Origin of the sequence: Geodermatophilus aquaeductus (genome assembly GCF_900182545.1) — a bacterium.
In the GTDB taxonomy this organism is placed as follows: domain Bacteria; phylum Actinomycetota; class Actinomycetes; order Mycobacteriales; family Geodermatophilaceae; genus Geodermatophilus; species Geodermatophilus aquaeductus.
This window is the reverse complement of the sequence record NZ_FXTJ01000019.1, coordinates 38,117-63,249: the sequence shown is the minus strand read 5'-3', so window position 1 is coordinate 63,249 and position 25,133 is coordinate 38,117. Positions and strand designations below refer to the sequence as shown.

Annotated in this window: 23 protein-coding genes; 15 read left to right on the top strand and 8 right to left on the bottom strand. The window is 74.0% G+C overall.

The window, feature by feature from the left end; translation table 11 throughout:
• Window positions 1–442: 442 nt before the first annotated feature.
• Complete coding sequence (locus FN207_RS26775; protein ID WP_142461222.1) at window positions 443–1,333, bottom strand: response regulator transcription factor; 891 nt, start codon at window positions 1,331–1,333, stop codon at window positions 443–445.
• A 536-nt stretch (window positions 1,334–1,869) separates the two neighbouring features.
• Here FN207_RS26775 and FN207_RS25320 point away from each other — a divergent pair.
• The 7 genes from FN207_RS25320 (at window position 1,870) to FN207_RS25295 (ending at window position 7,870) form a co-directional block, all read left to right on the top strand.
• Window positions 1,870–2,697: an AfsR/SARP family transcriptional regulator gene (locus tag FN207_RS25320; protein ID WP_142461221.1), complete on the top strand. Its 828-nt coding sequence runs from the start codon at window positions 1,870–1,872 to the stop codon at window positions 2,695–2,697.
• Window positions 2,698–2,991: 294 nt separating this feature from the next.
• Window positions 2,992–3,216: a hypothetical protein gene (locus FN207_RS25315; protein ID WP_142461220.1), complete on the top strand. Its 225-nt coding sequence runs from the start codon at window positions 2,992–2,994 to the stop codon at window positions 3,214–3,216.
• Window positions 3,217–3,358: 142 nt separating this feature from the next.
• Window positions 3,359–5,254: a hypothetical protein gene (locus tag FN207_RS25310; protein ID WP_142461219.1), complete on the top strand. Its 1,896-nt coding sequence runs from the start codon at window positions 3,359–3,361 to the stop codon at window positions 5,252–5,254.
• Between the two features lie 409 nt (window positions 5,255–5,663).
• Entirely contained in the window at window positions 5,664–5,786 is a 123-nt protein-coding gene (locus FN207_RS27435; protein WP_281282173.1) for a hypothetical protein, read from the top strand.
• A gap of 409 nt (window positions 5,787–6,195) precedes the next feature.
• Window positions 6,196–6,972: an AfsR/SARP family transcriptional regulator gene (locus tag FN207_RS25305; protein WP_246066372.1), complete on the top strand. Its 777-nt coding sequence runs from the start codon at window positions 6,196–6,198 to the stop codon at window positions 6,970–6,972.
• A gap of 143 nt (window positions 6,973–7,115) precedes the next feature.
• The gene (locus FN207_RS25300; protein ID WP_142461218.1) at window positions 7,116–7,619 is read left to right on the top strand and encodes a hypothetical protein; all 504 of its coding nucleotides are present in this window, start codon (window positions 7,116–7,118) and stop codon (window positions 7,617–7,619) included.
• A gap of 8 nt (window positions 7,620–7,627) precedes the next feature.
• On the top strand, window positions 7,628–7,870 hold the full coding sequence (locus tag FN207_RS25295) for a hypothetical protein (RefSeq protein WP_142461217.1): 243 nt from the start codon (window positions 7,628–7,630) through the stop codon (window positions 7,868–7,870).
• A 57-nt stretch (window positions 7,871–7,927) separates the two neighbouring features.
• On the opposite strand, the gene FN207_RS25290 is transcribed toward FN207_RS25295, so the two are convergent.
• From FN207_RS25290 to FN207_RS25270, 5 genes are all read right to left on the bottom strand, one after another.
• On the bottom strand, window positions 7,928–9,325 hold the full coding sequence (locus tag FN207_RS25290; protein ID WP_142461216.1) for a Dyp-type peroxidase: 1,398 nt from the start codon (window positions 9,323–9,325) through the stop codon (window positions 7,928–7,930).
• Window positions 9,326–9,328: 3 nt separating this feature from the next.
• Window positions 9,329–9,877, bottom strand: a complete 549-nt coding sequence (locus tag FN207_RS25285; RefSeq protein ID WP_142461215.1) for a hypothetical protein — start codon at window positions 9,875–9,877, stop codon at window positions 9,329–9,331.
• The gene (locus FN207_RS25280) at window positions 9,874–10,404 is read right to left on the bottom strand and encodes a hypothetical protein (protein WP_142461214.1); all 531 of its coding nucleotides are present in this window, start codon (window positions 10,402–10,404) and stop codon (window positions 9,874–9,876) included. Before FN207_RS25280 ends, FN207_RS25285 begins: the two co-directional genes overlap by 4 nt.
• A 139-nt stretch (window positions 10,405–10,543) precedes the next feature.
• Window positions 10,544–11,812 (bottom strand): cytochrome P450, encoded by a 1,269-nt coding sequence (locus FN207_RS25275; RefSeq protein ID WP_142461213.1) that lies wholly within the window; start codon window positions 11,810–11,812, stop codon window positions 10,544–10,546.
• Window positions 11,809–12,123, bottom strand: a complete 315-nt coding sequence (locus tag FN207_RS25270) for a hypothetical protein (RefSeq protein WP_142461212.1) — start codon at window positions 12,121–12,123, stop codon at window positions 11,809–11,811. The genes FN207_RS25275 and FN207_RS25270 overlap by 4 nt, the downstream gene beginning before the upstream one ends.
• 193 nt (window positions 12,124–12,316) lie before the next feature.
• On the opposite strand from FN207_RS25270, the gene FN207_RS27430 reads away from it, so the two are divergent.
• Window positions 12,317–15,358 (top strand): AfsR/SARP family transcriptional regulator, encoded by a 3,042-nt coding sequence (locus FN207_RS27430; RefSeq protein WP_142461211.1) that lies wholly within the window; start codon window positions 12,317–12,319, stop codon window positions 15,356–15,358.
• Window positions 15,359–15,493: 135 nt separating this feature from the next.
• A complete protein-coding gene (locus tag FN207_RS25260) occupies window positions 15,494–16,084 on the top strand; it encodes an RNA polymerase sigma factor (RefSeq protein WP_142461210.1) in 591 nt (196 codons plus the stop codon).
• Window positions 16,085–16,185: 101 nt separating this feature from the next.
• Here FN207_RS25260 and FN207_RS25255 read toward each other — a convergent pair whose 3' ends face one another.
• Window positions 16,186–16,635, bottom strand: a complete 450-nt coding sequence (locus tag FN207_RS25255; protein ID WP_142461209.1) for a hypothetical protein — start codon at window positions 16,633–16,635, stop codon at window positions 16,186–16,188.
• An 897-nt stretch (window positions 16,636–17,532) separates the two neighbouring features.
• Between FN207_RS25255 and FN207_RS25250 the strand changes: the two genes are divergently transcribed.
• Genes FN207_RS25250 through FN207_RS25235 form a run of 4 tightly spaced genes read left to right on the top strand, consistent with a single transcriptional unit; the run spans window position 17,533 to window position 20,745 of the window.
• Complete coding sequence (locus tag FN207_RS25250) at window positions 17,533–18,069, top strand: hypothetical protein (protein WP_142461208.1); 537 nt, start codon at window positions 17,533–17,535, stop codon at window positions 18,067–18,069.
• Window positions 18,070–18,104: 35 nt separating this feature from the next.
• Window positions 18,105–18,695 (top strand): acyltransferase, encoded by a 591-nt coding sequence (locus FN207_RS25245; protein ID WP_142461207.1) that lies wholly within the window; start codon window positions 18,105–18,107, stop codon window positions 18,693–18,695.
• Window positions 18,692–19,795, top strand: coding sequence for a DegT/DnrJ/EryC1/StrS family aminotransferase (locus tag FN207_RS25240; RefSeq protein WP_142461206.1), 1,104 nt, complete (start codon window positions 18,692–18,694; stop codon window positions 19,793–19,795). The genes FN207_RS25245 and FN207_RS25240 overlap by 4 nt, the downstream gene beginning before the upstream one ends.
• Window positions 19,792–20,745 (top strand): Gfo/Idh/MocA family protein, encoded by a 954-nt coding sequence (locus FN207_RS25235; RefSeq protein WP_142461205.1) that lies wholly within the window; start codon window positions 19,792–19,794, stop codon window positions 20,743–20,745. Before FN207_RS25240 ends, FN207_RS25235 begins: the two co-directional genes overlap by 4 nt.
• Window positions 20,746–20,763: 18 nt before the next feature.
• On the opposite strand, the gene FN207_RS25230 is transcribed toward FN207_RS25235, so the two are convergent.
• Window positions 20,764–21,558: a glycosyltransferase family 2 protein gene (locus FN207_RS25230; protein WP_142461227.1), complete on the bottom strand. Its 795-nt coding sequence runs from the start codon at window positions 21,556–21,558 to the stop codon at window positions 20,764–20,766.
• A gap of 116 nt (window positions 21,559–21,674) precedes the next feature.
• Here FN207_RS25230 and FN207_RS26600 point away from each other — a divergent pair, with 116 nt between their 5' ends.
• Together FN207_RS26600 and FN207_RS25225 are read left to right on the top strand one after the other, a co-directional pair.
• On the top strand, window positions 21,675–23,972 hold the full coding sequence (locus FN207_RS26600; RefSeq protein ID WP_185938579.1) for a hypothetical protein: 2,298 nt from the start codon (window positions 21,675–21,677) through the stop codon (window positions 23,970–23,972).
• 61 nt (window positions 23,973–24,033) lie between these two features.
• Complete coding sequence (locus FN207_RS25225; RefSeq protein WP_185938578.1) at window positions 24,034–25,044, top strand: lysylphosphatidylglycerol synthase transmembrane domain-containing protein; 1,011 nt, start codon at window positions 24,034–24,036, stop codon at window positions 25,042–25,044.
• Window positions 25,045–25,133 lie beyond the last annotated feature (89 nt).

Genomic DNA, 25,133 nt, shown 5'->3' with positions numbered 1-25,133 from the left:
AGCGAGCCCGGGTGGAGCTCACCGTAGCCCGCCACCGCCGCCGCGCAGCCGAGCGCGAGGACGCCGCAGCCCGCGAGCGCGACCGCCGCCGGCTGCGCCCTCGCGAGAGCGCGGCGGGGGAGTGTCATGAGGCCGATGCTGGCCCCTCCGAGCGGGGCCGGGTGCGCGCGCTGTCCGCCGTCACGGGACGTCGAGGCCACGGGCGACCGCCGGACGTGCCGACGCCAGAAGGAGAACCCCACCGACCTGGCGACGGTGGGGTTCACCTTGGTGTCCGAGGACGACATGGCACGTGCGCACACGGCTGCGTGCCCATCCACGTCGATCCCTGTGAGGGGCAGAGGGCGAAGCCGGCGCCGAGGATCCTCCACCCGTCGTCGCCCGGGACCGGCGGCGTCGCCCCCGGTGCCCTCCCCGCGCACAAGCGCCTGCCGCCGGGACGTCATCCCGCGGTGGATCGCCGGATCCTGCTCGTGGACGTCTGCGAGGCGAGGTGGTGGTCCCCGCTCCGGGGGTGGGGGATCAGCGGTGCGGGGTCCGTGGTCCCGCGTCGTCCGCCGGACCCGTGGGACGGGGCCAGTAGGCCGGCGTCGCGGGCCCGCTGGACCGCCGTCAGCCGGTCCCGCACGCCGAGCTTGCGGTACAGGTGCTCCACGTGCTTCTGCACCGTCCGCGGGGAGGCCGTGAGGCGGTGGGCGATCGCCTGAGCGGTGAGCCCCTCCCCGAGGAGCGTGAGGACGGCGAACTCACGCTCGGTCAGGCCGGCCGCACGGACGCGGTCGCATCGCCACCCGGGTACGTCGTGGAGGACCCGGTGCTGGCGGACCATCGCCGTCACGGCCGGGAGGACCAGGGCGGCCAGGCCGGCATCGGCATCGGTGAACTCGCCGTGGGGACGACTGACCACGTACGCCTCCATCCCGTTTCCCGTCCGGAGCGGCAGGGAGAGCTGGTGGCTGATCCCGAAGTGGCGCGCGAACGCCGACCACTCGGCCGCCATGCCACGGGGGGCCACCTCGCGGGGCACCCGGCCCAGGATCTGCGCTGCGGAGCTGCCCGTCACGGCGTACCAGCGGATGAGGGGGTGGGTGGTGGCATCGGGGAGCACCCCGAGCGACGGCACCTCTGGCAGGTAGTCGTGGGGCCAGGCGGAGACGACGTGGTCCACCCAGGCGGCGTCGACGGCGTGCAGGGAGCAGCAGGCCGCGTCGAAGGACTCCCGGAGCAGGTCGGCCACCCGCGCGTGCGGGAACTCCCGTGCCCCGGGCTGGCCCTGCAGGATGTCCCCGACGAGTTCCAGCCAGGCGGCGTGACACGTCGTGGCGCGCGACACGCAACGGAGCGTATTCCGCCGGTGCCGTTGGGCAAGGGCCTAACGTCACGGTCGAGTTCCGTCGCGTGGCCGGCGCACCGAGGGCCGACGTCGCTCCTCAATACGCACAACTGCGTACGGTCCCGATGGCCTTCTGTGACTAGCGTTGCCCTCCCGCACCTCTCGTGCGTGCGTCAGGGGGAGTCATGTCGGTCGAAGTCGCGCAGCTCCGTGTCAGGCCCACCAGCGCGGACGGACGCACGCGGGTCGGTCGGGCACGGTCCACCCGCACCACCTGATCCGCTCGTCGACCCGGACGCGAGCGGCGGGCGCTGCCGCAGCTCAGGTGGTGGCCGCCCGCACACGCGCCCGGGCCGGCGGCAGCGCGACGACCGCGCTGCAGGTCCCGGTCGGGACCAGTGCGCCCCCGTCGTCGAGCGAGACGTCGTCGCGACCGGCCACCGGCCGTCGCCCACGAGCCGGGTGGCGCGCCCGACGCCGATGGCGCCCGACGCCGACCCGTCACCGTCATCCGTCCCGGAGGAAGGAGCCCTCCCGTGGACCGTCCACCCCCTGCCCGCGTCACGCTGCTCGGCGGTTTCGAGCTCGACCTGCCCGGCCGCCGGCCGCCGACCGGCGACGAGTTGCCACGCGCAGTGCAGCGACTGGTGGCACACCTGTGCCTGTCGCGTAGGCCCACCCGCACGGTGACGGCCGGCCACCTGTGGCCCGATGTCCCCGAGGACCACGCGCACGGGAGCCTGCGGTCGGCACTGTGGCGGCTCAACAAGGTGGCACCCGGCGTGGTCGATGCGTCGGGGACCGCGCTGTGCCTGGCGCCGGAGGTCCGGGTGGACGTCCGGGACCTCGGTGACTGGGCGCAGCGCGCCGTCACCCTCGCCACGGGGACCGAGGGCGTCCTCGTTCCGGATGCCGCGCTCCTCGGCGACCTCCTCCCCGGCTGGTACGACGAGTGGGTCCTGCTCGAGCGTGAGCGACTGCGGCAGCTCCGCCTGCAGGCCCTCGAGGCGGTGGCCGCTCGACTGGCCTCCCTCGGCCGCCTCGGTGAGGCCCTGCAGGCGGCCCACTCGGCGGTCCGCGCCGAGCCGCTGCGCGAGAGCGCCCACCGGATGGTGGTCGGCATCCACCTGGCGGACGGCAACGTGGTCGAGGCCGTCCGGGCCTACGAGTGCTTCCGGACGATGCTCCAGGACGAGCTCGGCGTTCCCCCGAGCGAGCTGATGACGCGGCTGCTCGCCCATGTCCCGCGGATCCGCCGGACGCTGGGTGCCCGTCACCCGGACTGTCCGAGGACCGGTGACCTGGCCCGCAGCGACGACCCGCTCGGCGGCCGTGCCGCGTCCGGGCTGCTGCACGGGCACTGACGACAGGTGACGAGCGCGGCGGGCTCCCCGGTCCCGTGGGAGCGGCGCCCGCAGCTCCGGCGTGCGGCGTCCGGGACCTGGGGCCCCGATGACGTCGACCGGCTGCGCTCGCACTCGGATCCGGGTGACAGCCCGGGCGGGGAGCCGCCAGTGGGATCCGTCCGGGGGTCATCCGTCCGGGGGACTGCGTCACGCAGCGGGAGCTCTGAGCATGGGGCCCGGCACCCCGACCGCGTCGCACGGCTGCCGCGGGGGGTCCTGCGACGCTCGGCGGGACCCCCCAGGAGAGACGACTTGATCGACCACCCGAGTGCGGCACTGCTCATCCGCGTCTGGCTCGAGGACGCCGGGGAGTTCAGGGCACGGCTCCTGACCCTGGGCGACGTCACCGTGGGGCGGCCCGCCGAGGAGGTGACGGTCGCCGTGGCGTCGTCCGTCACGGGCGTGCTCGACGCCGTCCGTGACTGGCTCGACGGTTTCACCAGCCGGGCCATGGACCCGGCCGACGGGAACGGGTGAGCCGTCATCCGCGGTCCCGCCGACCGTCGCCGTCCGTGGCGCCACCACGCCCGTGACGCCCCGGTGACGGCCGCGACCTAGCGTCGGCCGTCGTCCGGGCACCAGGGCTCGGGGTCCGTGCCTGCCCGACGGGGAGGACGCCATGGGAGGACCACCGGACGGCCGGACGACGGTGCGTACCGCTGTGCGCGCGCCGCTGCGGTGGCGGGCCAGTCCCGTCGACCTCGCCCTCCAGGCGAGCCGCAGGGCGGCCTCCGGCGAGCTTCCCGTCGCGTTCTGCGCGGAGGTGGGCCGCCGGATGCTCCTCGCCCAGCTCCAGTTCGGCGAGTGGGTCCTGCGCCGGGTCGAGACGATCGCCTTCCAGGACGAACGGACGGTCGTCAGGGAGATGACCATCGACCTCCGGGTCCGCGAGGACGCCCCGGTGTTCGTGGACGACGGCGGGGTCGAGTACTGGCTGGTGCCCCTGACCCTGATGCGCCGGCGGACGCTGGTCGACTTCCACATCCGCACCGAGGACGACCAGCCGGTCAGGATGTCGGGGCTCCGTCTGGCACAGCAGCTGGACGAGGCGATCCTGATGGCCGCCGCAGCGACGACGACGCGGCACCCGAACGCCGTGGACGCGCGCGATGCGGCCGTCGTCACCGAGTTCATCCAGACGCTGGTCGCCGGCCGCAGGGACGAGGTCCGGGAGTGCTGGGACCGGTTCGAGGCGACCAGCCCCTCCGGTGACGGCCCGCTGGAGGTGCTCCGCGGGTCGGCGGTGTTCACCGCCGCGGCCCGGAAGCTGCGCAACGGCTTCACGCTCTACGCCTTCCTCCGGGTGGATGCGGGGAGGCACAGGCTCCTGCGGGTGTCCTTCGTCGAGCCGATCCGGTGGGTCTACCAGTGGCCCGACCTCAGGTGTCCGACGGCGCAGGACCCGGTGTGGACCTACCGGGCGAACCAGCGCGTACCCGCCCGCTACCGCTGGGACCGGGTCGCCGCGGCGCTGGGCTGGGCATCCACACGCGTCCGCTTCCAGGTGCCCTCGGCCGAGCGTGCGGCCAGCTACCACGTCGAGATCACCGCACCGCCCGGGGTCCGCATCGGCCGGGCCACCCTGCTCGCCGGGCGACCCAACGAACCCGAGCACCGGTTGACCGCCGACCACGAGGAGAACGACACGCTCACCGTGGGCCTGCACGGGGTCGAGGTCCCGCACGGGTCGTTGTGCCGGGCTCAGGTCGACCTCCGCGTCCAGTCGTCCGGGTGGCTGGCGACGATGGCGATCGCAGGCCTGGCCGTGTGCGCCGTCCTCGCCTCGGCGACGTGGCACGTCGCCCGTCAGGAGCACCCCGGTCCCGAGCAGGGCAACAACATGGTGGTCCTCCTGCTGACGACCGCGGCGGCTGCGGCGACCCTCGTGGCCCACCGGGAGTCGAGCGGGATCGCCTCCCGGCTCGTGGTGGGGGTCCGCACGGTGGCCGCGGTCTGCATCGCCCTGCCCGTGGTCGCCGCCGGATTCGTCGCCTACACCGAACGGCAGCCCGACGAGCCGCCCGAGCCGTCGACCTCCCCCTGGTTGCTGTCACTGACCATCGCGGCCGGTGTGCTGTCCCTGCACCTCGTGGTCGTCTGGTACCTGTCGCGCCGGGTGGAGCGCGCGGGCCGCCCCCGGTCGCCGTGGGACATGACGCCCGACCCGCCCGTCCACCGGTGGTTCACCAGGCCGTCCTCGGACTCCCACCCGCACGGACCGGTGGACCGGAACCTGCTCGACGCGACCCGCGTGCACCACTTCGACCGACCGGCGATCGGCATCCGGTCGTCGGAGGCCTATCACGAGCGGTACGACGTCACGGACAGCAGTCTCGGGTCCGCCGTCGCCCGGTTGACCGCGTTGCGGGCGGCCCCGGACGCGACGCCCTCCTTCACCTGCGGGGACCCGACGCGCTGCCCGCGCCGTGACAGCGGCGCCTGCCTGGTGATGACGGAGAACGGCACCTGGCGGAGCGGGTTCCGTCGTGGCAGGACCGACGCCCCGGGGAGGTGAGCGCCGGTGTCCCGTCCGGGACGACCTCCGCCGGAGCTCCCGGCGACCTGTACGGGGTGGCGGGGCCTCGTCGGCGTCTCCACCGCGGTAGTCCCGTCGCAACGGCTCGGTGACGGGGGAGCGCGACCCTTCCCGGTGTGACCGGATGCCGATCGCCGGAGGACCGGGACGCCGCTCCGTGGAGGTGCTCGGCGACCCGTCGGTGGCGGCCGTCGCGGACGGCGGGCGCGTGCCTGCCCCGGTCGTCCGGTGCGCCGGACCGGCAGCACCTCTCGTCGAGGCGGTGGGGTCCACCGCCTCCCTCTCACCTGGGGGACCGATGGCGGACGGAACGGCTCCCGGCGGCGCGCACACGGGGACGTGCGTCGTCCGGGCCGAGGCGGACGGGTCCGGATGTCTGCGGATCACCGTGACCGCACGGGTGGACGTCGAGGACCAGCCGGCCGAGCGGTCCGGCGCCACGACCAGCATCACGACCGCGATCGGGCGGGTCCAGGACTTCCTCGACACCTTCGTCCGGCAGGGCCGGTGAGGCGGGCCCGCCGGTCCCGAGCGTGGGGGCACGTGTGGCGGGTGCTGTGCTGGGCACGTCCCGGTGTCCGTGACCGCGGCGGTGTCCGCGCGAACGGACGAGGTCCGTGACCCGGGCTCCCGGATCGGTGCCGCCGAGGCCACGCCGACCGGGCCGACACACGAGGCCGACCGGATCACCTCAGGACAGCCGGCAGGCGGCGATCCCCGCCCCGGCGGGAGCGGACGTCGTGACGGCGTGGGTGATGCCCGGTGACGAGAACCTGATGCACCTCGCGGATCCCTCAGGGGCGCCCGGACCGGGTGGGGCCACCGGCCGGCGACCGTTCGGCGGTATCAACCGGGCCACGTACCCCTCCGGTAGCCAGGGAGGTGCTGCACACAGCACCGGGTGCCAGAGGGGACGGATCGTGGACGTCGGACCGGCGCGTGTGGCCCTGCTGGGGGGATTCCGGCTGAGCACGGGGGAGGAGGCGGTCCTGGACCTGCCGCACGGGGTGCAGCGGCTGGTCGCCCACCTGGGCCTGGCGCACCGGCCGGCGCGTGCCGCGGTCGCCGGTCAGCTGTGGCCCGACGTCCCCGAGGAGCAGGCCCACGGCAGCCTGCGCTCGGTCCTGTGGCGGCTGCAGAAGGCGGCGCCCGGCGTGGTGGACCCGACCGGGGGCGCCCTGTCCCTGGCGCGGGGCGTGCGGGTCGACGTCCGGGAGACGGTCCGGTGGGCCCAGCGCCTGCTCGACCCGCGGGGAGACCTGCCGGATGCCGTGCCCGCGGACGTCGAGCTGCGCGCGGAGCTGCTCCCCGGCTGGTACGACGACTGGGTGCTGCTGGAGCGCGAGCGGCTCCGGCAGCTGCGCCTGCACGCCATGGAGGCCCTGGCGGACCGGTTGGCCCGGCGCGGCCGCTTCGGAGAGGCGGTCCAGGCCGCCCAGGACGCCGTCCAGGTCGAGCCGTTGAGGGAGAGCGCGCACCGCACGCTGGTCCGCATCCACCTGGCGGAGGGCAACCTGGTCGAGGCCGTCCGCGCCTACGAGTCGTTCCGGGCGGTCCTCGCCGCGGAGATGGGCGTGCCCCCCTCCGCCCGGATGGAGGCGTTGCTCGCCGGGGCGCGTCGTCCGCCGGCGGCCCTCACCGTGGTCCCGCTGCACCGGGACCGCCCGGCTCGCGCGGGCGCCGCCGGGACCCGGTGAGCCGGCGCCGGCGGCGAGACACGGGACGGCGTATCAGCGGCCCCCCGGCCGGCCTCTTCCACTCGTGCCCGGACCCGAGGACCGGCCGGGCCCGGTCGGGCGGAGCGCCCGACGACGGATGGTCCTGCGACAGGAGGATCGCCATGACCCCCGACCCACCGCCCCTGGGCGTGCCGGCACCGCCGTCGGACGCCCCGCCACCGCGCGGAGGTGTCCTCGGTTTCCTCGGCACCATGCCGGGGGTCCTCACCGCGCTGGCCGGGGTCATCACCGCGCTGGCGACCCTGTACGCCGTCCACGTCACCTCGGGAGCATCCGCGCCGCCTCTCACGCAGCCGTCCCAGCCGACTCCGGAGGCCTCGACCCCGGTGGACGCCGCGAGCGTGGCCGACCAGGCGACCAGCGCCTCGTGGACCGGCTCGACGGTGGACGACGAGGTGACCGCGCTGGCGACGGACTGTGTCAACGGCTCGGTCGACGCGTGTCTCACACTGCTCGACCTGCTGGCGTGGGGATGTGCCGACGGCGACCCGTACGCCTGTGACGCCCTCTATCTGGTCAGTCCGGTGGGATCGGAGTACGAGGCCTACGGCGCGACGTGCGGCGGCCGGTTCGAGCCCCTGAACGGCCGGTGCAGCGAGCTGTGAGCGGGGACATGGCACGCGCCGGGAGCGGGGGGCCGGCGACGACCACCCCCCGGCGCGGTCGCGGCAGGGCCGTCGACAGCCCGGTCTTCTGGTGGAGCGCTGCCGTCGTGTTCCTCGTCAACGCGGCCCTGACGGCCGGTGAGGACCGGTGGCTCATCGCGTTGCTGCAGATCCTGACCGCCGTGTGGGCCTTCGTCGCGGGCGCGACCGCGAGCGAGCGACGGAGGTCCGGCCGCGAGTCCCCGGAGTGAGCGGGGTACGTGACGGGCACCGGGACCGGGCGGCCCGGTGCCCGTCCTCGCGCACCGCTAGCCGAAGGCGCCGTCGGCCAGTCGGTGCAGTGCGCGCATCCCGGGCGCGAACAGGTACTCGGTGCCCCGAGTCACGACGAGGTCGGGGTGGACCTCGACGAACCTCGGGCGGCCGTCGCGGGTGGGGATCGTCATCTTCCCGCTGCCGCCGGCGCCACCGACGAACCAGTCACGGTCGTCCCCGAGCCCGAAGGTGTCGCCGTCGTTGCACCAGTGCGCCTGGATGGTCTCGAACTGGCGGGCGATGTCGGCGTTGTAGCAGATGAACAGCAGCCCACGACGGCCGTGCTCGTCGCCCGGGGCGCGGGGGTCCTCGTAGGGCATGCCCCGGCGGATGATCCGGTGTCGCGCCGTCAGTCTGCCGCTGGAGCGCACCGCGCCGCCGAAGTCGAGTGCGTCCCGGGGGTTGACCCGGCGGACGTGGGCGCCGAGCGGACAGCGGTGGCCGTCCCTGTCGTCGGGCAGGTACCGGAAGTCGTTGCCCGGCTGGTCGCACGCGACGTCGTCGAGGCCGTCGGGGGCGCTGCGCGAGGGCTGCGTGGCCAGGGGGGTCCCGTCCCGCCAGCGGCCCATGACCTTCGCGGCGACGAGCTCCTCGGGCAGGCCCGTCCGGCGCGCGGCGTCGGCGAGGACCGCCCGGAAGCGGGGTACGTCCTGCTCGAGCTTGCGGTAGACGACGTACGTGCCGTCGTGGACGAGGTCCGGGTCGGGTTCGTCGTCGACCTGGCCGTCCTCGTCCCGGTGACCCAGCAGGAACTCACCCAGCCTGACCGGCCGCCAGCCGCCGTCCGGGAGGGGGACGCCGACGCCGCTGTCCTCCGGAGCCCGGTGGCTGCCGGGCCGGTCGACGCCCTCGATGTCGGGCTGGGAGAACCCGTCGGCGTAACCGAAGTGCTCCCGCCTGTGCGGCAGGTCGTGGGTCTCCTGCTCGGCGACGACCGCCAGGCCGCGGATCGCCTCGACCTCCTCGCGCAGCTGCCGCCGCTGCTCCGCGAGGTCGGCCCGCTCCCGGGTGCAGACGGTCAGCACCAGGTGCACGTCGCCGGTGCCGAGGTGCCGGTCCCAGCCCTCCGGGCTGCTGGGCCCGACGTCGCCCAGGCCGGGAGCCCGATCGCGGGTCGACACGCGGAACGCCTCCGGGAAGCGGTCCAGCAGGGACCGCCGCAGCCCCGCCCGCTCGAACCCGCGGTAGCTGATCGCGACGTTGAGGGTGGCGCGAGGGCGTTCCCCCTGCGGCCAGCGGACCGCGGTCGTCACCCGTCCCTGGACCTCCCCGAGGCACTGCCGGACGGCCGCCGCGGTCTCCCCGTGGATCAGCAGGTGGAGTGCGTGGCCGAAGCCGTACCCGTTGAGGATGTTGCCCTGGACGTCGGCCAGGTCGGGTGCCGTCGCCATGGCTCAGGTCCCGTCCTCGGCGAACTCGGCGAGGAAGGCGGCCTGCAGGCGCAGGTCATCCACGTCCTGCGTCCGCACCGCGAACTCGGTGTGCCGGCGCCGGAGGTCGAGGGCGTCCCCGACCTCCCGCACGGTGGCGTCGTACGCGGCGAACCACCGGTGGACCGGGAGCCGGTTGTGCAGCAGGTAGCGGCGGAAGCCGGCGGACTCCTGGTACCCCGGATAGCCGACGCAGTGGCCCCAGGCCGCGTCGGCGTCACCCCGCAGCCCGGTGCGGAGGTCCTCCACGTGCTGCTCCGGCGGGCGGTTCGCGGTGCTGGTGAACAGCAGGTACTGCATCCGCAGCGGCCGGGTCCGGCGGGGGAGCCCCCGGTACCGCCAGGGGGCCCCGGACACCAGGACCCAGCGGGCGACGTGGGTCTCGGCCACCCGGCTGAAGGGGCTGGCCCCGGCCCGTGAGAGCTGCCCCAGGGCGTCGCGGAGCGCCTGCTCCTCGCCGGGGACCACGGGTGTCAGCACCGTGAACGGGGTGGCCGGGCAGGTGGCGTTCACAGGTCCCCCTGACGTCGGGCGAGGAAGCCGCGGTAGACCACCGCGAACTCCGCAGGGCCGGTGGTCCGGGCGGCCCGGACGAGGTACCGGTGTTCCCTCGCCACGTCGAGTGCCGAGAGGATCGTGCGGACCGTGGCTGCGGGGTGCGCGGACCAGCAGTGGGCACCGGCGACGCTCAGTTCGCCGATGTAGCCCGCCAGCCCCGTGACCGACCGGGTGCCGGGGAACCCGTGCGACGTGCACCAGATCTTGCGCACCTTGTCGCCGACCCCGTACACGAAGGTCTCGACGTAGGGCTCCGTGGGCGCGCTGTAGACGGTCTCCCAGAGCAGGAGCCGGTGGGGCAGCCGCTCGCGCACCTGCGGCGGTCCGTCGTAGGGCAGGGAGCCGACGACGCTCCAGCGGATGAAGTGGACCGACTCGAGCGGGCCGAGCCCGGTGAGCCCCGGCAGACGGCGGGTCAGGGCGAACAGCACCCGGAGCCACGACGCACCGAGGGGCTTCAACGCCGTCAGCACGGTGATCATCCCCGTACGGCCGACGGCGTCGGGTCGCAGGGCTGCCCGCCGGGGCGCCACCGCCTCGGCCTCTCGGGAGGGAGCCCGTTCGGCGCGCACCGGCACGGCGGTCCGGCCGGGAGTCGCGAACGACCGGTACACCACGGCGCTACCGCTCCCCGCCGAGGTCGACCTCGAGGCGGCGGGGGTAGAGACCGTCCCAGCGGGCGCGGCCGGCGGGGCCGGGCACGCGCCGCAGCCCGTCCGAGCGGAGGAGCGGCGCCAGGAGCGCCGGCAGCTGGACGCCCATGACGTGCTCGCCGGGGCACCGGTGCGGACCACCTCCGAAGACCCGGTACTGCTCCTGGGCTCGCGTGGCGTCGAAGTCCTCCGGGTCGGGGACGGCCGACTCGTCCCACATGGCCGAGTGGGTGCCGACGAAGACGGCTGCGCCGGTCGGGACCCGCCGGGCCCGCGGGGTGCCTGCAGCCAGGACCGTCTCCGCCGTGCACCGGCGCGGCAGCCGCGGCTGCACCGGCCGGAACCGGAGGACCTCCCACAGCAGGCGGCGCAGCTGCTCCAGGTCCCCGTCCCGCGCGGCCTCGCGGGCCAGCTCGAGGGCGGGAGGACGGGCGAGCAACCCGTCGACGCCGAGGACGGCTGCTCGCGCGCCGTGCCAGAGCCAGCCGATGGCCATCCCGATGACGTTGCCGCGGATCCCGGCGTCGTCGAGGGCGCAGCCGGGGTCGGACGTCTGCCGCTCCACCAGACGCCGCAGCAGGGTGTCCGGTCCACCGGGGGTCGCCCGGACCCGGTCGACCAGCGAGGCGAGGTGCGCGTCCATCTGCCGCCCTGCCACCTCGGCCCGCCGCGCCACCAGCGGGATCTCCCCCCGGTTCAGGAAGATGTGCTCGAACAGGTCCCTCGCCCACTGCAGGCGCGTCTCCGGGTCCGGACCGGTCGTGCCGACGTAGTCGTCGAGGACGGCGTCGAGGACCGGCTGTACCAGCTCGCCGACGACGTCCATGCGTCCGGTTCGGCGCGCGCGCTCGACTCGCGCCTCGGCGCGGTCCGTCACGAGCCGGCGCAGGCGGTCGGCGTCCTCGCAGCGCAGCACCGTGTCGAGCTCGGCGCGTTGCCGCCGGTGCTCGGCCGGCCCGGACCCGAGGAGGAAGTCACCGGGGAGGTGGTGGGCGTAGGGGAAGGCGAAGGCGTCGGTGCGGCGGAGCACCTCGTCGACGTCGTCCTGGCGGGTGACGACGACCAGGGACCGGCCGACGCCCGCCAGGGGCCAGCGGCGGCGCACGGGCCCGAGGCGGGCCACCCGGTTCCGGCTCAGGATCCCCGCCAACCGGGCGCCGACCCGTCGCCGGACCTCGTCGACGAGCAGCGGAGGCGGGGTGTCGGGTCGGTCCTCGGACACCTGCACGGTGGTCACCGCCCGTCGATCGTGCGTCGATCCGGTGGGGGAGCGGCCAAGCTAGCGGTGGGCCCGGGACGGGGCGAGGCTCCGGCGACCGGCCCGTGGTGTCGGGTCACGTTCCGCACCGTCACGATGACGTCGAGCCAGCAGTAGGCGGCCCGCCCCGCGGCGACGACGTCGGCCAGGGACGGCTCGGCCCGGTCGGAGTCCTGCGCCGCGGGCGTCGCGAGGCCGCCGCTGCGGGCCTCCTCGCCGTCGAGCACCTCGGCCGCGAGCCCGATCACCTGCCGGTCGTCCCACCGGGGGAGGCGGTCGTCACGTCCCACGACCGCCCCCTCCTGGCGCCCACCACCGCCTGCCGAGCGGGGCGACGGAGGACCGGGTCCCGGTGACGCCGGTGTGGGACAGAGGACCGGACGGCCGGTGGTGATACACCGCGGCGCGGAGGAACGCCGCTAGCGGTGCGTCAGCGGACGGAATCGGGTGTACCGACGGTCGCGTGGTGCCTACAGTCGGTCCATGAGCCGGGCGCTCCGGTACACGCCGCCTCTGGCCAACCGGGACCTGATCACGCGGCCGCGGCTGCTGGAGGTGCTGCGCAGCCGCTTCGAGCGTCCCCTCACCGCGGTGGTGGCACCCGCCGGTTTCGGCAAGACCACGCTGCTGGGACAGGCCGTGAGCGAGAACCTGCTCTCCCCGTCGGGGGAGGACCGCTGGCTGACCTGTCAGCGGGACGACACGACGCTGTCGTTCCTCGCCTCCGGTGCCTTCGCCGCGGTCGGGCTCTCCGCCCCGGTGCCGGAGGACCCGCGCCAGGCCGCGGTCGCGGTGGCGGAGGCGCTGTGGAGCGCGGCCCCCCGCCAGGTCGCCCTGGTGCTGGACGACGTCCACCTGGTGTCCCCGGGATCTCCGGCCGCCCGGTTCCTCGGCCACCTCGTCGAGGAGCTGCCGCGGAACGGGCACCTCGTCCTCGCCTCCCGCCCCCCGCTGCCGCTGTCGGTCACCCGGCTCGTGGCCGGCGGCGACGCCGTGGTCCTGCGGGAGGAGGACCTGCAGTTCCGCGAGGACGAGGTGACCGCCTTCGCCGAGTCCCGCGGTGTGTCGCCGGAGCTCCTCGGCGACGTCGGCGGCTGGCCGGCCCTCGCCGAGCTGACGGCCACGGCGGGCCCCTTCGCCGTCAGCGGGTACGTCTGGGAGGAGCTGCTCACCCAGCTGTCGCCGGAGCGGCGCCACGCACTGGCACTGCTCGTGGCCGTGGGTGGCGCGGACGAGGAGATCGCCACCGCGCTCCTCGGCCGCGACGTGGACCTCCCGTCCCTGCTGGAGGGGCTGCCCCTCCTCGTCCGCTCACGCTCGGGGTGGTGGTCGCTGCACGGGTTGTGGGCGGCTGCGCTCCAGCACCACCTCGACTCCGGGCAGGTGGCGGAGGCGCGACGGACCGCCGCCGCCATCCTGCGCGGTCGCGGCCAGTACCACGAGGCGATGGGCCTGCTGCTCGACGCGCAGGCCTGGGACGACGTCCGCCGGCTCGTCGTCGAGGTGTGCGAGTGCTGCACCGCGCTGGTGCCGACGGACGTCCTCGAGGCGTGGTCGCACCGGCTGCCGCACGAGGTACGGCAGAGCCCCGAGGGCCTGCTCCTGGCCGCCATGGTGGCGGAGCCGACGAGCCCGGGTACGGCCGAGGAGCTCCTGGTCCGGGCGCTCGCGGTGGCCCAGGGGGACCCCGGCGTGCGATACGCCTGCCTGAACGCGCTGGTGCAGCTGGCGTTCTGGCGCAGCGACCGGCGCCGGATGGAGACCCTGCTGGAGGCGCTGGAGGAACTGGCGCGGGACGGCCACCCGGGAGCGCCGGCGTTCGTCGCGCTCGTCCGCGGCGTCCTGGCGCGCTCCACCGACGACGTCCGGTCGGCGCTCACGGTCCCGGGTCTGGTCTCCCGGGCACCGCTCAACCCGGTCCAGGACTGGCTGCACGCCCAGCTGGTGCTGCTCCGGCTGGGTGACGCCGCCACCGGCGAGGTGCTGGCCCGGCGGTCGCTGTCCCACACGGCGACGACGATGCACGGCGTCGCGCGGTGCCTCCTCCTGGAGTCCCTCCGGCTGAGGGGGCGCCTGGAGGAGGCGGAGCGGCTGCTGCCGTACCTGCTCGCCGACATGCGACCGGCCAAGGTGCTGACCTCTCCCGAGCTGGTGACCTGCGCGGTCTCCCTGCTCGACGCCCTGGGTCGTCAGGAGGAGGCCGGTGAGCTCCTCCGGGCGTCGAGGTCGGTCCTGGGCGCCTCCCCGGTCGCATGGGCGCCCCTGGCCCGGACGCTGGCGGAGACCTTCCACGACCTGTCCGCCGGGGACGAGGGCCGGTCGGCTGCCGCGCTGCGGTCGATCGCGCGCACCGGCGGGCGGAACTCGGCCGCCGTCCGGGTGTCCCCGGTGGCGCTGCCGCTCCTCTACGTGCTCGTGCCCGAGGTCCGGGACCGGTGGGACGCCGACCCGCCTCCGGGCGCCCTCGCCGACCTGCACGCCGGAGCGCGCGCGCTGGTCGAGCTCCGCGAGCGCGGCTCGACGACGGCGGCCGGGGACATCTCCGCCACCACCTGGCCGGTCCTGCGCGCACTCCTCCCGGTGCCGTGGGTGGCCGAGCTGACCCTGGGGATGGCGGCCGCAGGTCAGGCCGGTGCCCCGGCGTTGGTCGAGGACCTCGGTCCCGCCGCCAGGGCGACCCTGCGCGCCCAGGCCGCGACGGCACCCCGGGCCCTCGCGGCCACGGCGCGCTCCCTGCTGAGGGCGATCCCGGCGGCGCCGACCGCACGGCTGCAGCTGCGCGCCCTCGGCCCGCTCGAGCTGCGCCGCGACGGCGTGGTCGTCACCGCGCCGGAGCTGCGCAGGGAACGGGTGCGCCAGCTCCTCGGCTACCTCGTCACGCACGCCCGGCCGACCCGGACCGCCATCGCGGCGGAGCTGTGGCCGGACCTCGACGACGTCGCGGCAGGGCGGAACCTGCGCGTCACCCTCACCTACCTGCAGAACGTCCTCGAGCCCGACCGGGGCGAGCTGGACCCGCCGTACTTCGTGCGGAGCGCCGGTCCGGTGCTGTACCTGGTGGCGGACGGAGCGCTCGAGATCGACGTGCTGCAGTTCGAGCACGCCCGCGACGAGGCCGCCCGGCTGGAGCGCCAGGGCGCGCCCTCGGCTGCGCTGTCGGCCCATCGACGGGCCGCGGGACTGTGGGGCGGGGACCTCCTCGCCGACGTGGCCGGCGGGACCTGGCTGGAGTGGGAGCGCGACCGGCTGAGGAGCAGGTTCGTCGCCAGCGCCGTCCGTGCCGGCGACCTGCTGCTGGCGCGCGGGGACACCGAGGCGGCGCGGACCCTCGCCGAGCGGGCTCTGCTGGCCGACGACTGTTCGGAGGAGGCCCACCAGCTCCTCGTCGCGGTGCGCCTGGCCGACGGCGACCTGGTCGGCGCGCAGCGTGCACTCCGTCGCTGCCAGCACGTGCTCGCCGAGCTGGGGGTGCCACCCCAGCAGCGGACCCGATCGCTCGCGCAGCAGCTCGCCGCCCGCCGCTGACGGCCTGCCCCCCGCCCGCGCCCGCCACCGGCGGGTGCCGTCGTCGCCCGCCGTCCGCTGGCGCTCCGCTAGCGCGGCCTCCCGAGCCTCTCCTCCTCCCGGTGCGGTGCACCGAGCGGACGAGGGGAGTGGGACGTGGAGCCTGCAGAGGTCGCCGTGTTGGTCGACCGGGCTACCGGAGGGGACCCGGCGGCCTGGGACGCGATCGTCGACGAGTACGCCGGCCTGCTGCGGTCGGTGGTCCGGGGTTTCCGGCTGGACGAGGGACAGGCCGCGGACGCGGTGCAGACGACGTGGCTCCGGCTGGTCGAGCACGTCGTCGACCTCAGGGAGCCCGAGCACCTCGCGGGATGGTTGAGGACGACCGCCCGGCGGGCGTGCCTCCAGATCATCCGGCAGAGCGGCCGTGAAGAACTCCTGGACGGCGACGAGGACCGCGCCCGCGCGCGCGGTGCCCGGTTCCAGGACCCGGACCAGGACGGCCCCGAGGTGTCCGCGCTGCGCGGGGAGCAGCGGATGCTGGTCCGGCGTGCGCTGGACGACCTGCCGGATCGGCACCGGCAGCTCCTGGAACTGCTGCTCGCGTCCCCACCGGTCAACTACCGGGACATCAGCGCCCGCCTGGGCATGCCGATCGGCAGCATCGGTCCCACGCGGGCCCGCATCCTGGCGCACCTGCGGGAGGCGCTGGCACCGGTCGGTCTGCACGACCTCGTCCTGGGGTGACCGCGCGGCGGGCAGGGGAGGAGCCGCACCCTCTCCCGGGAGGACGTCGGTGCCCGAGGTGTCCCCCCGGGCACCGACGTGCCGCGGACCTGGTGGACGCGCTAGCCGTCGCGACCGTTGCCGTCGTCGACGAGCGTCGCGATGCACTGGTCACCGGACCGGGACCAGCCGATGGCGTAGCTCGCGCCGTCGCGGACGTCGATGGTCACCTGGCCGACGCACGTGAGCTGGGAGTCGTCGGCGAGGACGGTCTCGACGTGCAACTCGTACGTCGTCGCACCCGGTGGTGCCGTCACCGGCAGGACGGCCTCCGGCGACACGACACTGACCTCCACCGTCCCGACGTCCGCTCCTCCGCGGGACACCGTCAGCACCTCGAAGACCTGGACGTCCGGCTCGAGGGTGTCCGTGATGTGGAAGGTCACCTCCTCCGGCGATGCCGGGGAGGGAGCCGCCGGCGTGGCCCTGGCCGGGGACGGGCGGTCGGGCTCGTCGGAGAAGGCCCCGGTCAGGACGAGGACGGCCGCCACGGCCCCGGCGATCACGACCACCGCGGCGAGGACGAGGACCGACCACCTCCTGTCCCTCCTCGGCGCCGGGGCGTGTCCCGGGGCGGGCGGTCCCGCGGGTGGGTAGCCGCTCACCCCGCCGCCCTGCGGCCCGGGGTGTCCCCAGGTCACGGGCGGGGGGCCCTGCGGTGGCGTCGGCTCCCAGCCCGGCCACGCCGTGGCGGGCGGGGGCGCCGGCGGAGGTCCGGGAACGGCGTCCGCCCCGCCCTGCTGGGGCGGGACCGACGGGGTCGTGAACCGGTGCCGAGGATCCATCAGCTCGTCTCTCTTCTCTCGGTGCAACCGCTTCGGTCACCACGCCCCGTCTGTCGCGGGCGGTGATCGGTGCACGGATCCATGAGCCGTCGCGGGGCGTCGGTGATACAGGGCAGCGGTCGATGTCGGCTGACGGCCCCGACGGCGGCACGTCGGCGTCGGTGACGGCGTCCTGCTCCGGCCGGCGCACCCGGACGGGCGACGCGTCCGGCGGCCGAGGGGACGGTCCTCTCGCACACCTGCACGTGCGCTACGTGGGCCCGCGGGCGGGGGATGCGGGTGCCGTGCGCGGCACGTGACGCCACCGTGACGGGCCCGGTCCTACCATCGCGCGGCCACGTGTGGGCGTCGACCGCCTGCGCGCACGTCATCCCCGACAGGAGAGCCTCAGTGCAGCGTCGACACGAACGCAGCCGAGGAGCCGGGGTCGAGCAGATGGACGCGCTGCTCGCCGTCCGGTGCACCCGGACGCACCGTCCGGCGAGGGCATCGGCGGGGGGCCCGACGTGGCCGTCCTCCGGTCGCCTGCGGCGATCGCGGAGCATCGGGGAGGGGGAGTGGATGAGTTCTCCCGGGACGGAGAGGAGTGGTGGCCGTGGCGCCTCGCGGGCCATGGTCGTCACGGTGGGCCTGGCCGGACTCGTCGCGGTCGCGGGCCCGGTGCTCTGGCTGCTCAACAGGCTCCTGCAACGCCCCTGGGGTGCCCCGTGGCGGGTGCGGATCCTCGCAGCCGCAGACGCCCTCCACCACGAGCTCGAGGCGCTGCTGGCCGAGGACGAGCCGGAGCAGCAGGCCCTCAGGGAGTCCGTCGCCGAAGCGGTGGAGCACCACCTGCACGTGGCCCGCCTGGCCGCCTGGCCGGAGGAGGCGAAGCGGCTGACGGTCGGCGCCCAGTTCCTGGACTGGTGGACCGGCGCCCCGTGCGAGACCGCCTATGTCAACGTCCACGAGGCCGAGATCGCCCTGGCCCAGATCCTCCCCGACGACCAGATCCGAGCGCGCATCCCAGAGGCACTCGCCCGCCTGCAGACGATGGACGGAACCGACCCGAGGCGCCGGACCGCCGAGACGCAACTGACCTCCGATCTGACGGAGAGGCGACGTCGGGCCGAGTTCCAGAGCGCCACCAGATGGATGGTTCCGGCTCCGACCCGGCGCTAACGTGTGACGCCTGCCCACGACTCGATCGGGGTGTGATGACAGCACCGCAGGACCCGTCGCGGCCTTCCGTTGCTGTGCACGCGACGGCCGTCGTGGAGGACGGCGCGCGGATCGGGACGGGCACGCGGGTTTGGCATCACGCGCACGTGCGTGCTGGAGCGACCGTCGGGTCGGACTGCGTACTCGGCAAGAACGTCTTCATCGACGCCGGTGCCGTGGTCGGCGACCGATGCAAGATCCAGAACAACGTCTCGGTCTACAACGGGGTCACGCTCGGATCTGACGTCTTCGTCGGCCCGGGTACGGCGTTCACCAACGACCTCCGGCCTCGCGCGTCCGCCAGCGAGTGGACGGTCACCCCGACTGCCGTCCGCGACGGAGCCTCGATCGGCGCGAACGCGACCATCGTCTGCGGCAATGTGCTCGGCCGGTTCTCCATGGTGGCGGCAGGAGCGGTGGTGACCCGGGACGTCGATGCTCACCAACTGGTGGCCGGCAACCCTGCGCGGCCCGTCGGGTGGGTGTGCGCGTGCGGCGAGGTGGTCAGCCGGGATCCCGCCCGACCGGCGGACCTGCGGTGCCCCGAGCACCGGGCCGCGTCCTCCGGGGAGGGTGCGGTGACGTGAACCCGACGATCCCCATCTCGGCCGTCACACTCGGCCCCGAGGAGGAGCGGCTGGTCCTCGAGGTCCTGCGCTCAGGGCAACTGTCCCAGGGACCGAAGGTCCGGCAGCTCGAGCAGCAGTTCGCGGCTGCGCATGACGTCGCGCACGCGGTCGCCGTCAACAACGGCACCACCGCGCTGGTCGCGGCGCTGCGCGGACTGTCCCTCGGTCCCGGCGATGAGGTCGTGACCACCCCCTTGAGCTTCGTGGCAACGCTGAACGCCATCCTCGAGACCGGCGCCACGGTGCGCTTCGCCGACATCGACGAGGACTTCTGCCTCGATCCCGACGCGGTCGGCGCGCTGATCGGTGAGCGGACGCGCGCTCTGCTGCCCGTACACCTCTACGGGCTCCCGGCCGACATGCCCCGGTTCGCGCAGCTCGCCCGAGAGCACGGGCTGGCGCTGGTGGAGGACGCCGCCCAGGCGCCCGGCGCCCGGATCGGCGGGCGTGCCGTCGGCTCCTCGGGCGTCGGCTGCTTCTCCTTCTATGCGACCAAGAACATCATGTGCGGTGAGGGCGGGATGATCACCACCGACGACGCGACCCTCGCCGACCGCCTCCGCGTGCTGCGCAACCAGGGCATGCGTGCGCGTTACCAGTACGAGGCCGCGGGCCACAACTACCGCCTCACCGATCTGCAGGCCGCGATCGCCCTCGCCCAGCTGGCGCGACTCGATCACGTCAACGTCGCCCGCCGTCGCCACGCGGCCTTCCTCTCCGAGCACCTCCGCGACCTCCCCGGTCTGCGGGTCCCATCCGTGCCGGCCGGCCGGTCGCACGTGTTCCACCAGTACACCGTCCGGATCACCCCGGATGCGGCGGTCGACCGGGAGGGCTTCGTGGCAGGCCTGTCCGACCGGGGCATCACCACCGGCATCTACTACCCGAGGTTGATGCACGACTACGACTGCTTTCGGGACAACTCCCAGGTGGTGGTGGACGAGACCCCGGTCGCCGATCGGGTGGTGACCGAGATCGTCTCCCTGCCGGTGCACCCGCAGCTGAGCCGGAACGACCTGGAACGCATCGTCGAGGCGGTCAGCGAGGTCCTGCAGTGACCCGGGTCGCGGTCGTGGGCGCCGGGATCATGGGCGCCCACCACGCCCGGGTCCTGCACCGGATGCCCGGCGCCGAGCTGACCCTGGTCGTCGATCCGCACGAGGACTCCGGCCGCGCTCTCGCCACCTCCGTCGGCGCGCAGTACAGCGATGATCCGGCTGCGGTGCCCGAGCGCGCCGACGCAGCAGTCGTCGCGAGCACCAGCGAGACACATGCAGACATCGGCGTCCCACTGCTGGAGGCGGGCGTGGACCTGCTCGTCGAGAAGCCCATCGCCACGACCGTCGACGACGCCGACCGCCTGATCACGGCAGCGCAGGACCACGGGCGCGTGCTGGCGGTGGGGCACATCGAGCGCTTCAACCCGGCCGTCCTGGAACTGGACCACCTGGTCGACGGCCTGCTGCACATCGAGCTGATCCGCATGGGGCCGTTCGCACCGCGGGTCACCGCCGACGTCGTCCTCGATCTCATGATCCACGACCTGGAGCTCGCCTTGGCCCTCGCCGGCTCGGAGGTCGTCAGGGTCGAGGCGGTCGGCCGCCAGGTGCGAACCGACTCCCTGGATCTCGCCACCGCGCTGCTCCAGTTCGACAACGGTGTCACCGCGACCGTGACGGCCAGCCGGGTCGGGCAGACGAAGATCCGCCGGATCGAGCTGACACGGCGGACGAGCTACGTGGTCGCCGATCTGATCCGCCAGGACGTGACGATCCACCGGGTGGATCACCACGAGTTCCTGTCCGACGGCGGGGCGCGTTACCGGCAGACCGGGTTGGTGGAGATCCCGTTCCTCGAGAACCGCGGCGAGCCGCTTGCTCTCGAACTCGACCACTTCCTCGAGTGCGTGGCGCACCACTGCTCCCCGCGGGTGACCGGACTCCAGGGGCGCCGGGCGCTGGAGTTGGCACTGGCGGTCCGGGAGTCCGCCAACGGCCGGTGTCCCTGACGGGCCCCTTCCCGCGGCTCAGTTCGGCCTCCACGCCCGTGCGGGTGCTGGCCGCCGCGCGCTCGCGTGCCGGGACCGGATCCTGGCCAGCCCGACTCCCATCTGCCACACATCTCGCACTCTGACCCGGCTGCGGTGGTCCCGGTGCCGGGTGGACAGCCGCACCGGCACCTCGACAGGCTTGACGCCGCCGAGCTCGGCGAGGTGGCACAGTTCCGTGGTCATCAGGTAGCCCGGCTCGGTCAGCCGGTCGGCGACCTGCCGGGCCCAGTCCCCCGCGAGGATGAACGTGCCCTGCGGATCCGATGTCCGCATACCCAGGACGACCCGGCGCAACAGCCGGAAGCCCCAGCTGAGCACGAGCCGTACCCCGCCGCGGTCGACCGCCGAGTCCGGGTGGCCCTTGGAGCCGATGACGACCGGATGGGCGGCCGGATCGATGTCGTCGGCGGCGTCGAGGTCGTCGAATCCGAAGGGCAGATCGTCTGCTGTGAGCAGGACCCGTGCCCCCTGGCTCGCCGCGATGCCAGTGCGGTAGGCGTTGCCGAGACCCTTGGCCGACCGCAGGACGACGAGTCGGACGCCGGGGTACGGCCAGGTCTGCCGGAGGCGTTCGAGCAGGCCACGGGTGCCGTCGTGCGAGCCGTTCTCCACGACGATCACCTCTGCGTCCCGGCCCTGCAGCCGGGTCGCGAGGGCGCGGAGGGTGTCCTCGATGACAGCGGTGCTGTCGTGCGCCGGGACGACATAGCTGAGCGCCACCGCGCTGAGCTCCGCGCGCTCGTCCGCCGGCTCGTCCCCGGCCGCCACCATCACCGGTCGGCATCTCCTGCTCGTCGCATCGTGAGCATCGTCGTCGCGCAAGGACGGTGACCGGCACGTTAGCGTGGCCGAGAGCCTGGCGCGCCGATGAACGAGGAGGTCGGCCGGTGACCACGACAGCGGGGACTCCGGCCCACCGGTCGGCGATCGGGGGCACTGGACGTCGGATCCCCGAGTGGGCGGTCGGCGTCGGCGTCGGCGTCATCGTCATCGTGGTGATGACCATTCCGTTCCTCCAGCACCACCAGTTCTACTACCGCGGCGACAACCCCGAGTCGTTCATCCCGCTGTGGCACCACTTCGGCCAGCAACTGCGCGCGGGCCACTGGCCGACCATGGAGCCGTCCGGCTGGGCCGGAGGCAACTACGCGGGCGAGGGCACGTACGCACTGTGGAACCCCGTCCAGCTGTTCGCCTATGTCATCGTCTCGCTGTTCGACGACCTCGCCACCGCGGCTGCCGTCGTGCAGATCGGGTTCCTGGGCCTGCTCGGGACCGCCGTCTATCTGCTGAGCCGGGAGTACGAGGCGCGCCGGATCCCCGCGGTCGCCGTCGCGGTCGGCGTTCCCGCCACCGGGTTCACGATGTACTACGAGGCGGCCGGCTGGCCAGCAGGTCTCATGGCGTTCACGTGGGTCATCTGGTTCTGGTGGGCGGCCCGCCGGCAGGCCCGCGGCCACCTCTGGCCGTTCGTGCCGTTCCTGGTCGGCGCTCTGGGGATGACCACCGGGAACCCGTACGCGGCGCTGGGCATCGTCGTCGTCCTGAGCGGCATCGCGGTCGAGCTGTTCGTCCGGCGCGCCTACCGCCTGCTCGGCGGGCTCGTCCTGACCGGCGCCTGCGTGGGGGCGGTAGCGGCGCTCGTGTTCCTCCCGATGGCCGGCACGCTCCCGGTGACCGACCGTCCGCAGACCGCGATGCTCTCGAACGACATGTTCCTGGTGCCCCACCTCAGCGACATGCTCCTCTCCAGCGCGCCGACGTACCTGCCCGGGATCGTGAACTGGAACGGGGCGGTCCTCGAGCAGCTGCCGTCGACCTACTTCCTGTGGTTCGCCATGCCGGTGCTCCCGTGGTTGCGGTGGCGGGGGCTGCGCCGCACGCATCGTCCGCTGACGAGTCTGGTGCTCATCACGGCCGTCTACGGCGCGCTGAGCCTCGGACCGTCGAACGTGTGGCTCTTCCGCTGGCCGATCCGGCTGATCGAGTACTTCTACGTGGGCGTCGCGGTGCTGCTCGCACTCGTCCTCTCACGGGGCTTCGCGCGGGACCACGTCCGGGAGCGACTGCTCGCGACGGTCGGGATCGTGGCGGCGGGGGCGTACCTCTCCTTCGCTCTGCGTCCGGATCTCTACCGGATGCACGTCATGGCCGGCCTCGGCGTCCTGAGCCTGGTGCTGGCGGCGGTGTACGCCTCCTGCCGCCGTGGACCGTTCGCCGGGGGCGCGCTGCTGGTGGTCGGCACGGCCGTGGTCGTGACCTACCAGACCAGTCGGCTCCCGGTGGGGATCGGGTCGACGACCGCGACCGGCGGGCAGCCTCCCTCCTCGATCGCCCAGGTGCGCGACGCCACGTCGTTCTATCGCGGCCCGGTGCTGCAGTTGTCCGCCGTGACCTCGCTCGGCGTGGCGTCGCGCACCCAGACCGGCGAGCTGTTGTTCGGCAACGAGGGCCTGATGTCCGGGCACGAGTCGCTCGTGCGGTACAGCGGCATGGGCTTCCAGGACTTCACCCGCGCCCTGTGCATGGACTACCGGGGACAGTTCTGCCCCGAGGCGTTCGACCGGGTGTGGGCTCCGGACGAGGAGACCGGCGTGCCGCTCATCGACCTGTTGAGAGTGCAGACCCTGGTGCTCGACGCTCGGATGTTCCCCGGACCGGTCGCCGGTCCACCCCCCGGGGGCTGGTCCGTCGTCGCCCGCGACGACCTGCGGACCGTCTGGGTCCGGAACCGGCCCAGCACCTACGAGGGGCGGCTGTCATGGGCCTCACCGGGCATCGACATCCGGTCGGACCGGAGCCGGGCCGAGGTCGAGTCGGTGTCCTTCCGTGCCATCGACGACGGCACTCTGACGTTCGCGCGGCTGAACTGGCCTGGGTACAGCGCGACACTGGACGGCGAGCCGATCGCGGTGCGGACCGGGTCAGCCGGCTTGTTGAGGGTCGATGTGCCGGCCGGTCGGCACGTCCTGACACTGCGCTTCGAGTCGCCGGGGTCGTCCCTGGGCGTCGGGCTCCTCGCCGTCGCGGTCCCTGTCAGCCTCGGTCAGACGGTCCTGTGGATCACGACTGCCGATCGGCGCAGGCAGCGGATCCCGGCGTCGTCGGCCGATCGATCCGGTCCGGCCGTCGGGACGGAGCACGTGGACGTCGTCCCGATCCCGACCGGGGCGACGGGACGGTAAGGGGTGGGTCCACGAGGACGTTCCGCTGGCGCGGACCGGGCCATCGGGGAGGTGGCGGCGAGTGACCGAGGACGCCACCGGAGCCGCGTCTCAGCCCGCCACTGCCGACCTCTCTCCCGGCGCGGGGTCGTCACGCGTCACGTGGCGAGCCCGTCTCATCTCCTGGGGGCGCCGCCTGGTCGTCCTGGTGATCGTCGGATACGCGGTCTATCAGTTGGTGGGTCAGTGGCACCAGGTCTCGAACACGCTGTCCCAGCTGCCCTGGCCCCGCCTGGTGCTGTCGTCCGCCGCTGTGGTCGCCGGAGTCCTGTTGAGCCCGCTGGTCTGGCAGGCCATGCTCGACGACCTCGGCTCGCACGTCCGAGTACGCGACGCGTCCAAGATCTATCTGGTGGGTCAGCTCGGGAAGTACGTCCCCGGGTCGGTGATGGCGTTCCTGCTCCAGATGGAGCTGGCGCGGTCGTTCGGTGTCAGCCGGGTCCGCAGCTTCATCGCCTCCATCCTGACCGCGGGTGTCGTCGTCATCGCGTCACTGCTCGCCGGGGCCCTCGCTCTGCCGGCGCTCGTCCGGAACGAGCCCGCAGTGCTGTGGCTGTTCACGTTGCTGCCGATCGGGTTGGTGCTGCTGCACCCTCGGCCGCTGACGTTCGTGGTCGACAGGCTCCTGTCGGTGCTGCACCGGGAGCCACTGTCCCGACGGCTCAGCGGTCAGGCCATCAGCCGGGCGACCGGTGTCAGCCTGCTCGTGTACGTCTTCTACGGCCTGCATCTGTACGTACTGGCCGGCTCCCTGCGTGCGACGCGGGACATGCACGGTGGGCTCCTGCTCCTGCTGTGCGTGGGAGCCATGGGCCTGGCCATGACCGCCGGCCTGGTGGCCTTCATCCTGCCGTCCGGCATCGGCGCCCGTGAGCTGATCGTCGTGGTGGTGCTCTCCGCGGTCCTGCCCTTTGGGCAAGCGCTCGCGCTCGCCGCCGTCTCCCGTCTCTCGTTCACCGTGGTGGAGCTGGCAGCCGCCGGGACGGCGGCCTTGGTGGCTCGACCGTCCACGTCTGCTCGCGGCGAGCCGTGACCCGGAGCGGGCCGCCCGCTGCGCTCTCCGTGGTTCCCAGGGAGCTCGGCGGGTGAGGTAGCCGGCGTGAGAGAGGCAGCCGGCGGCTG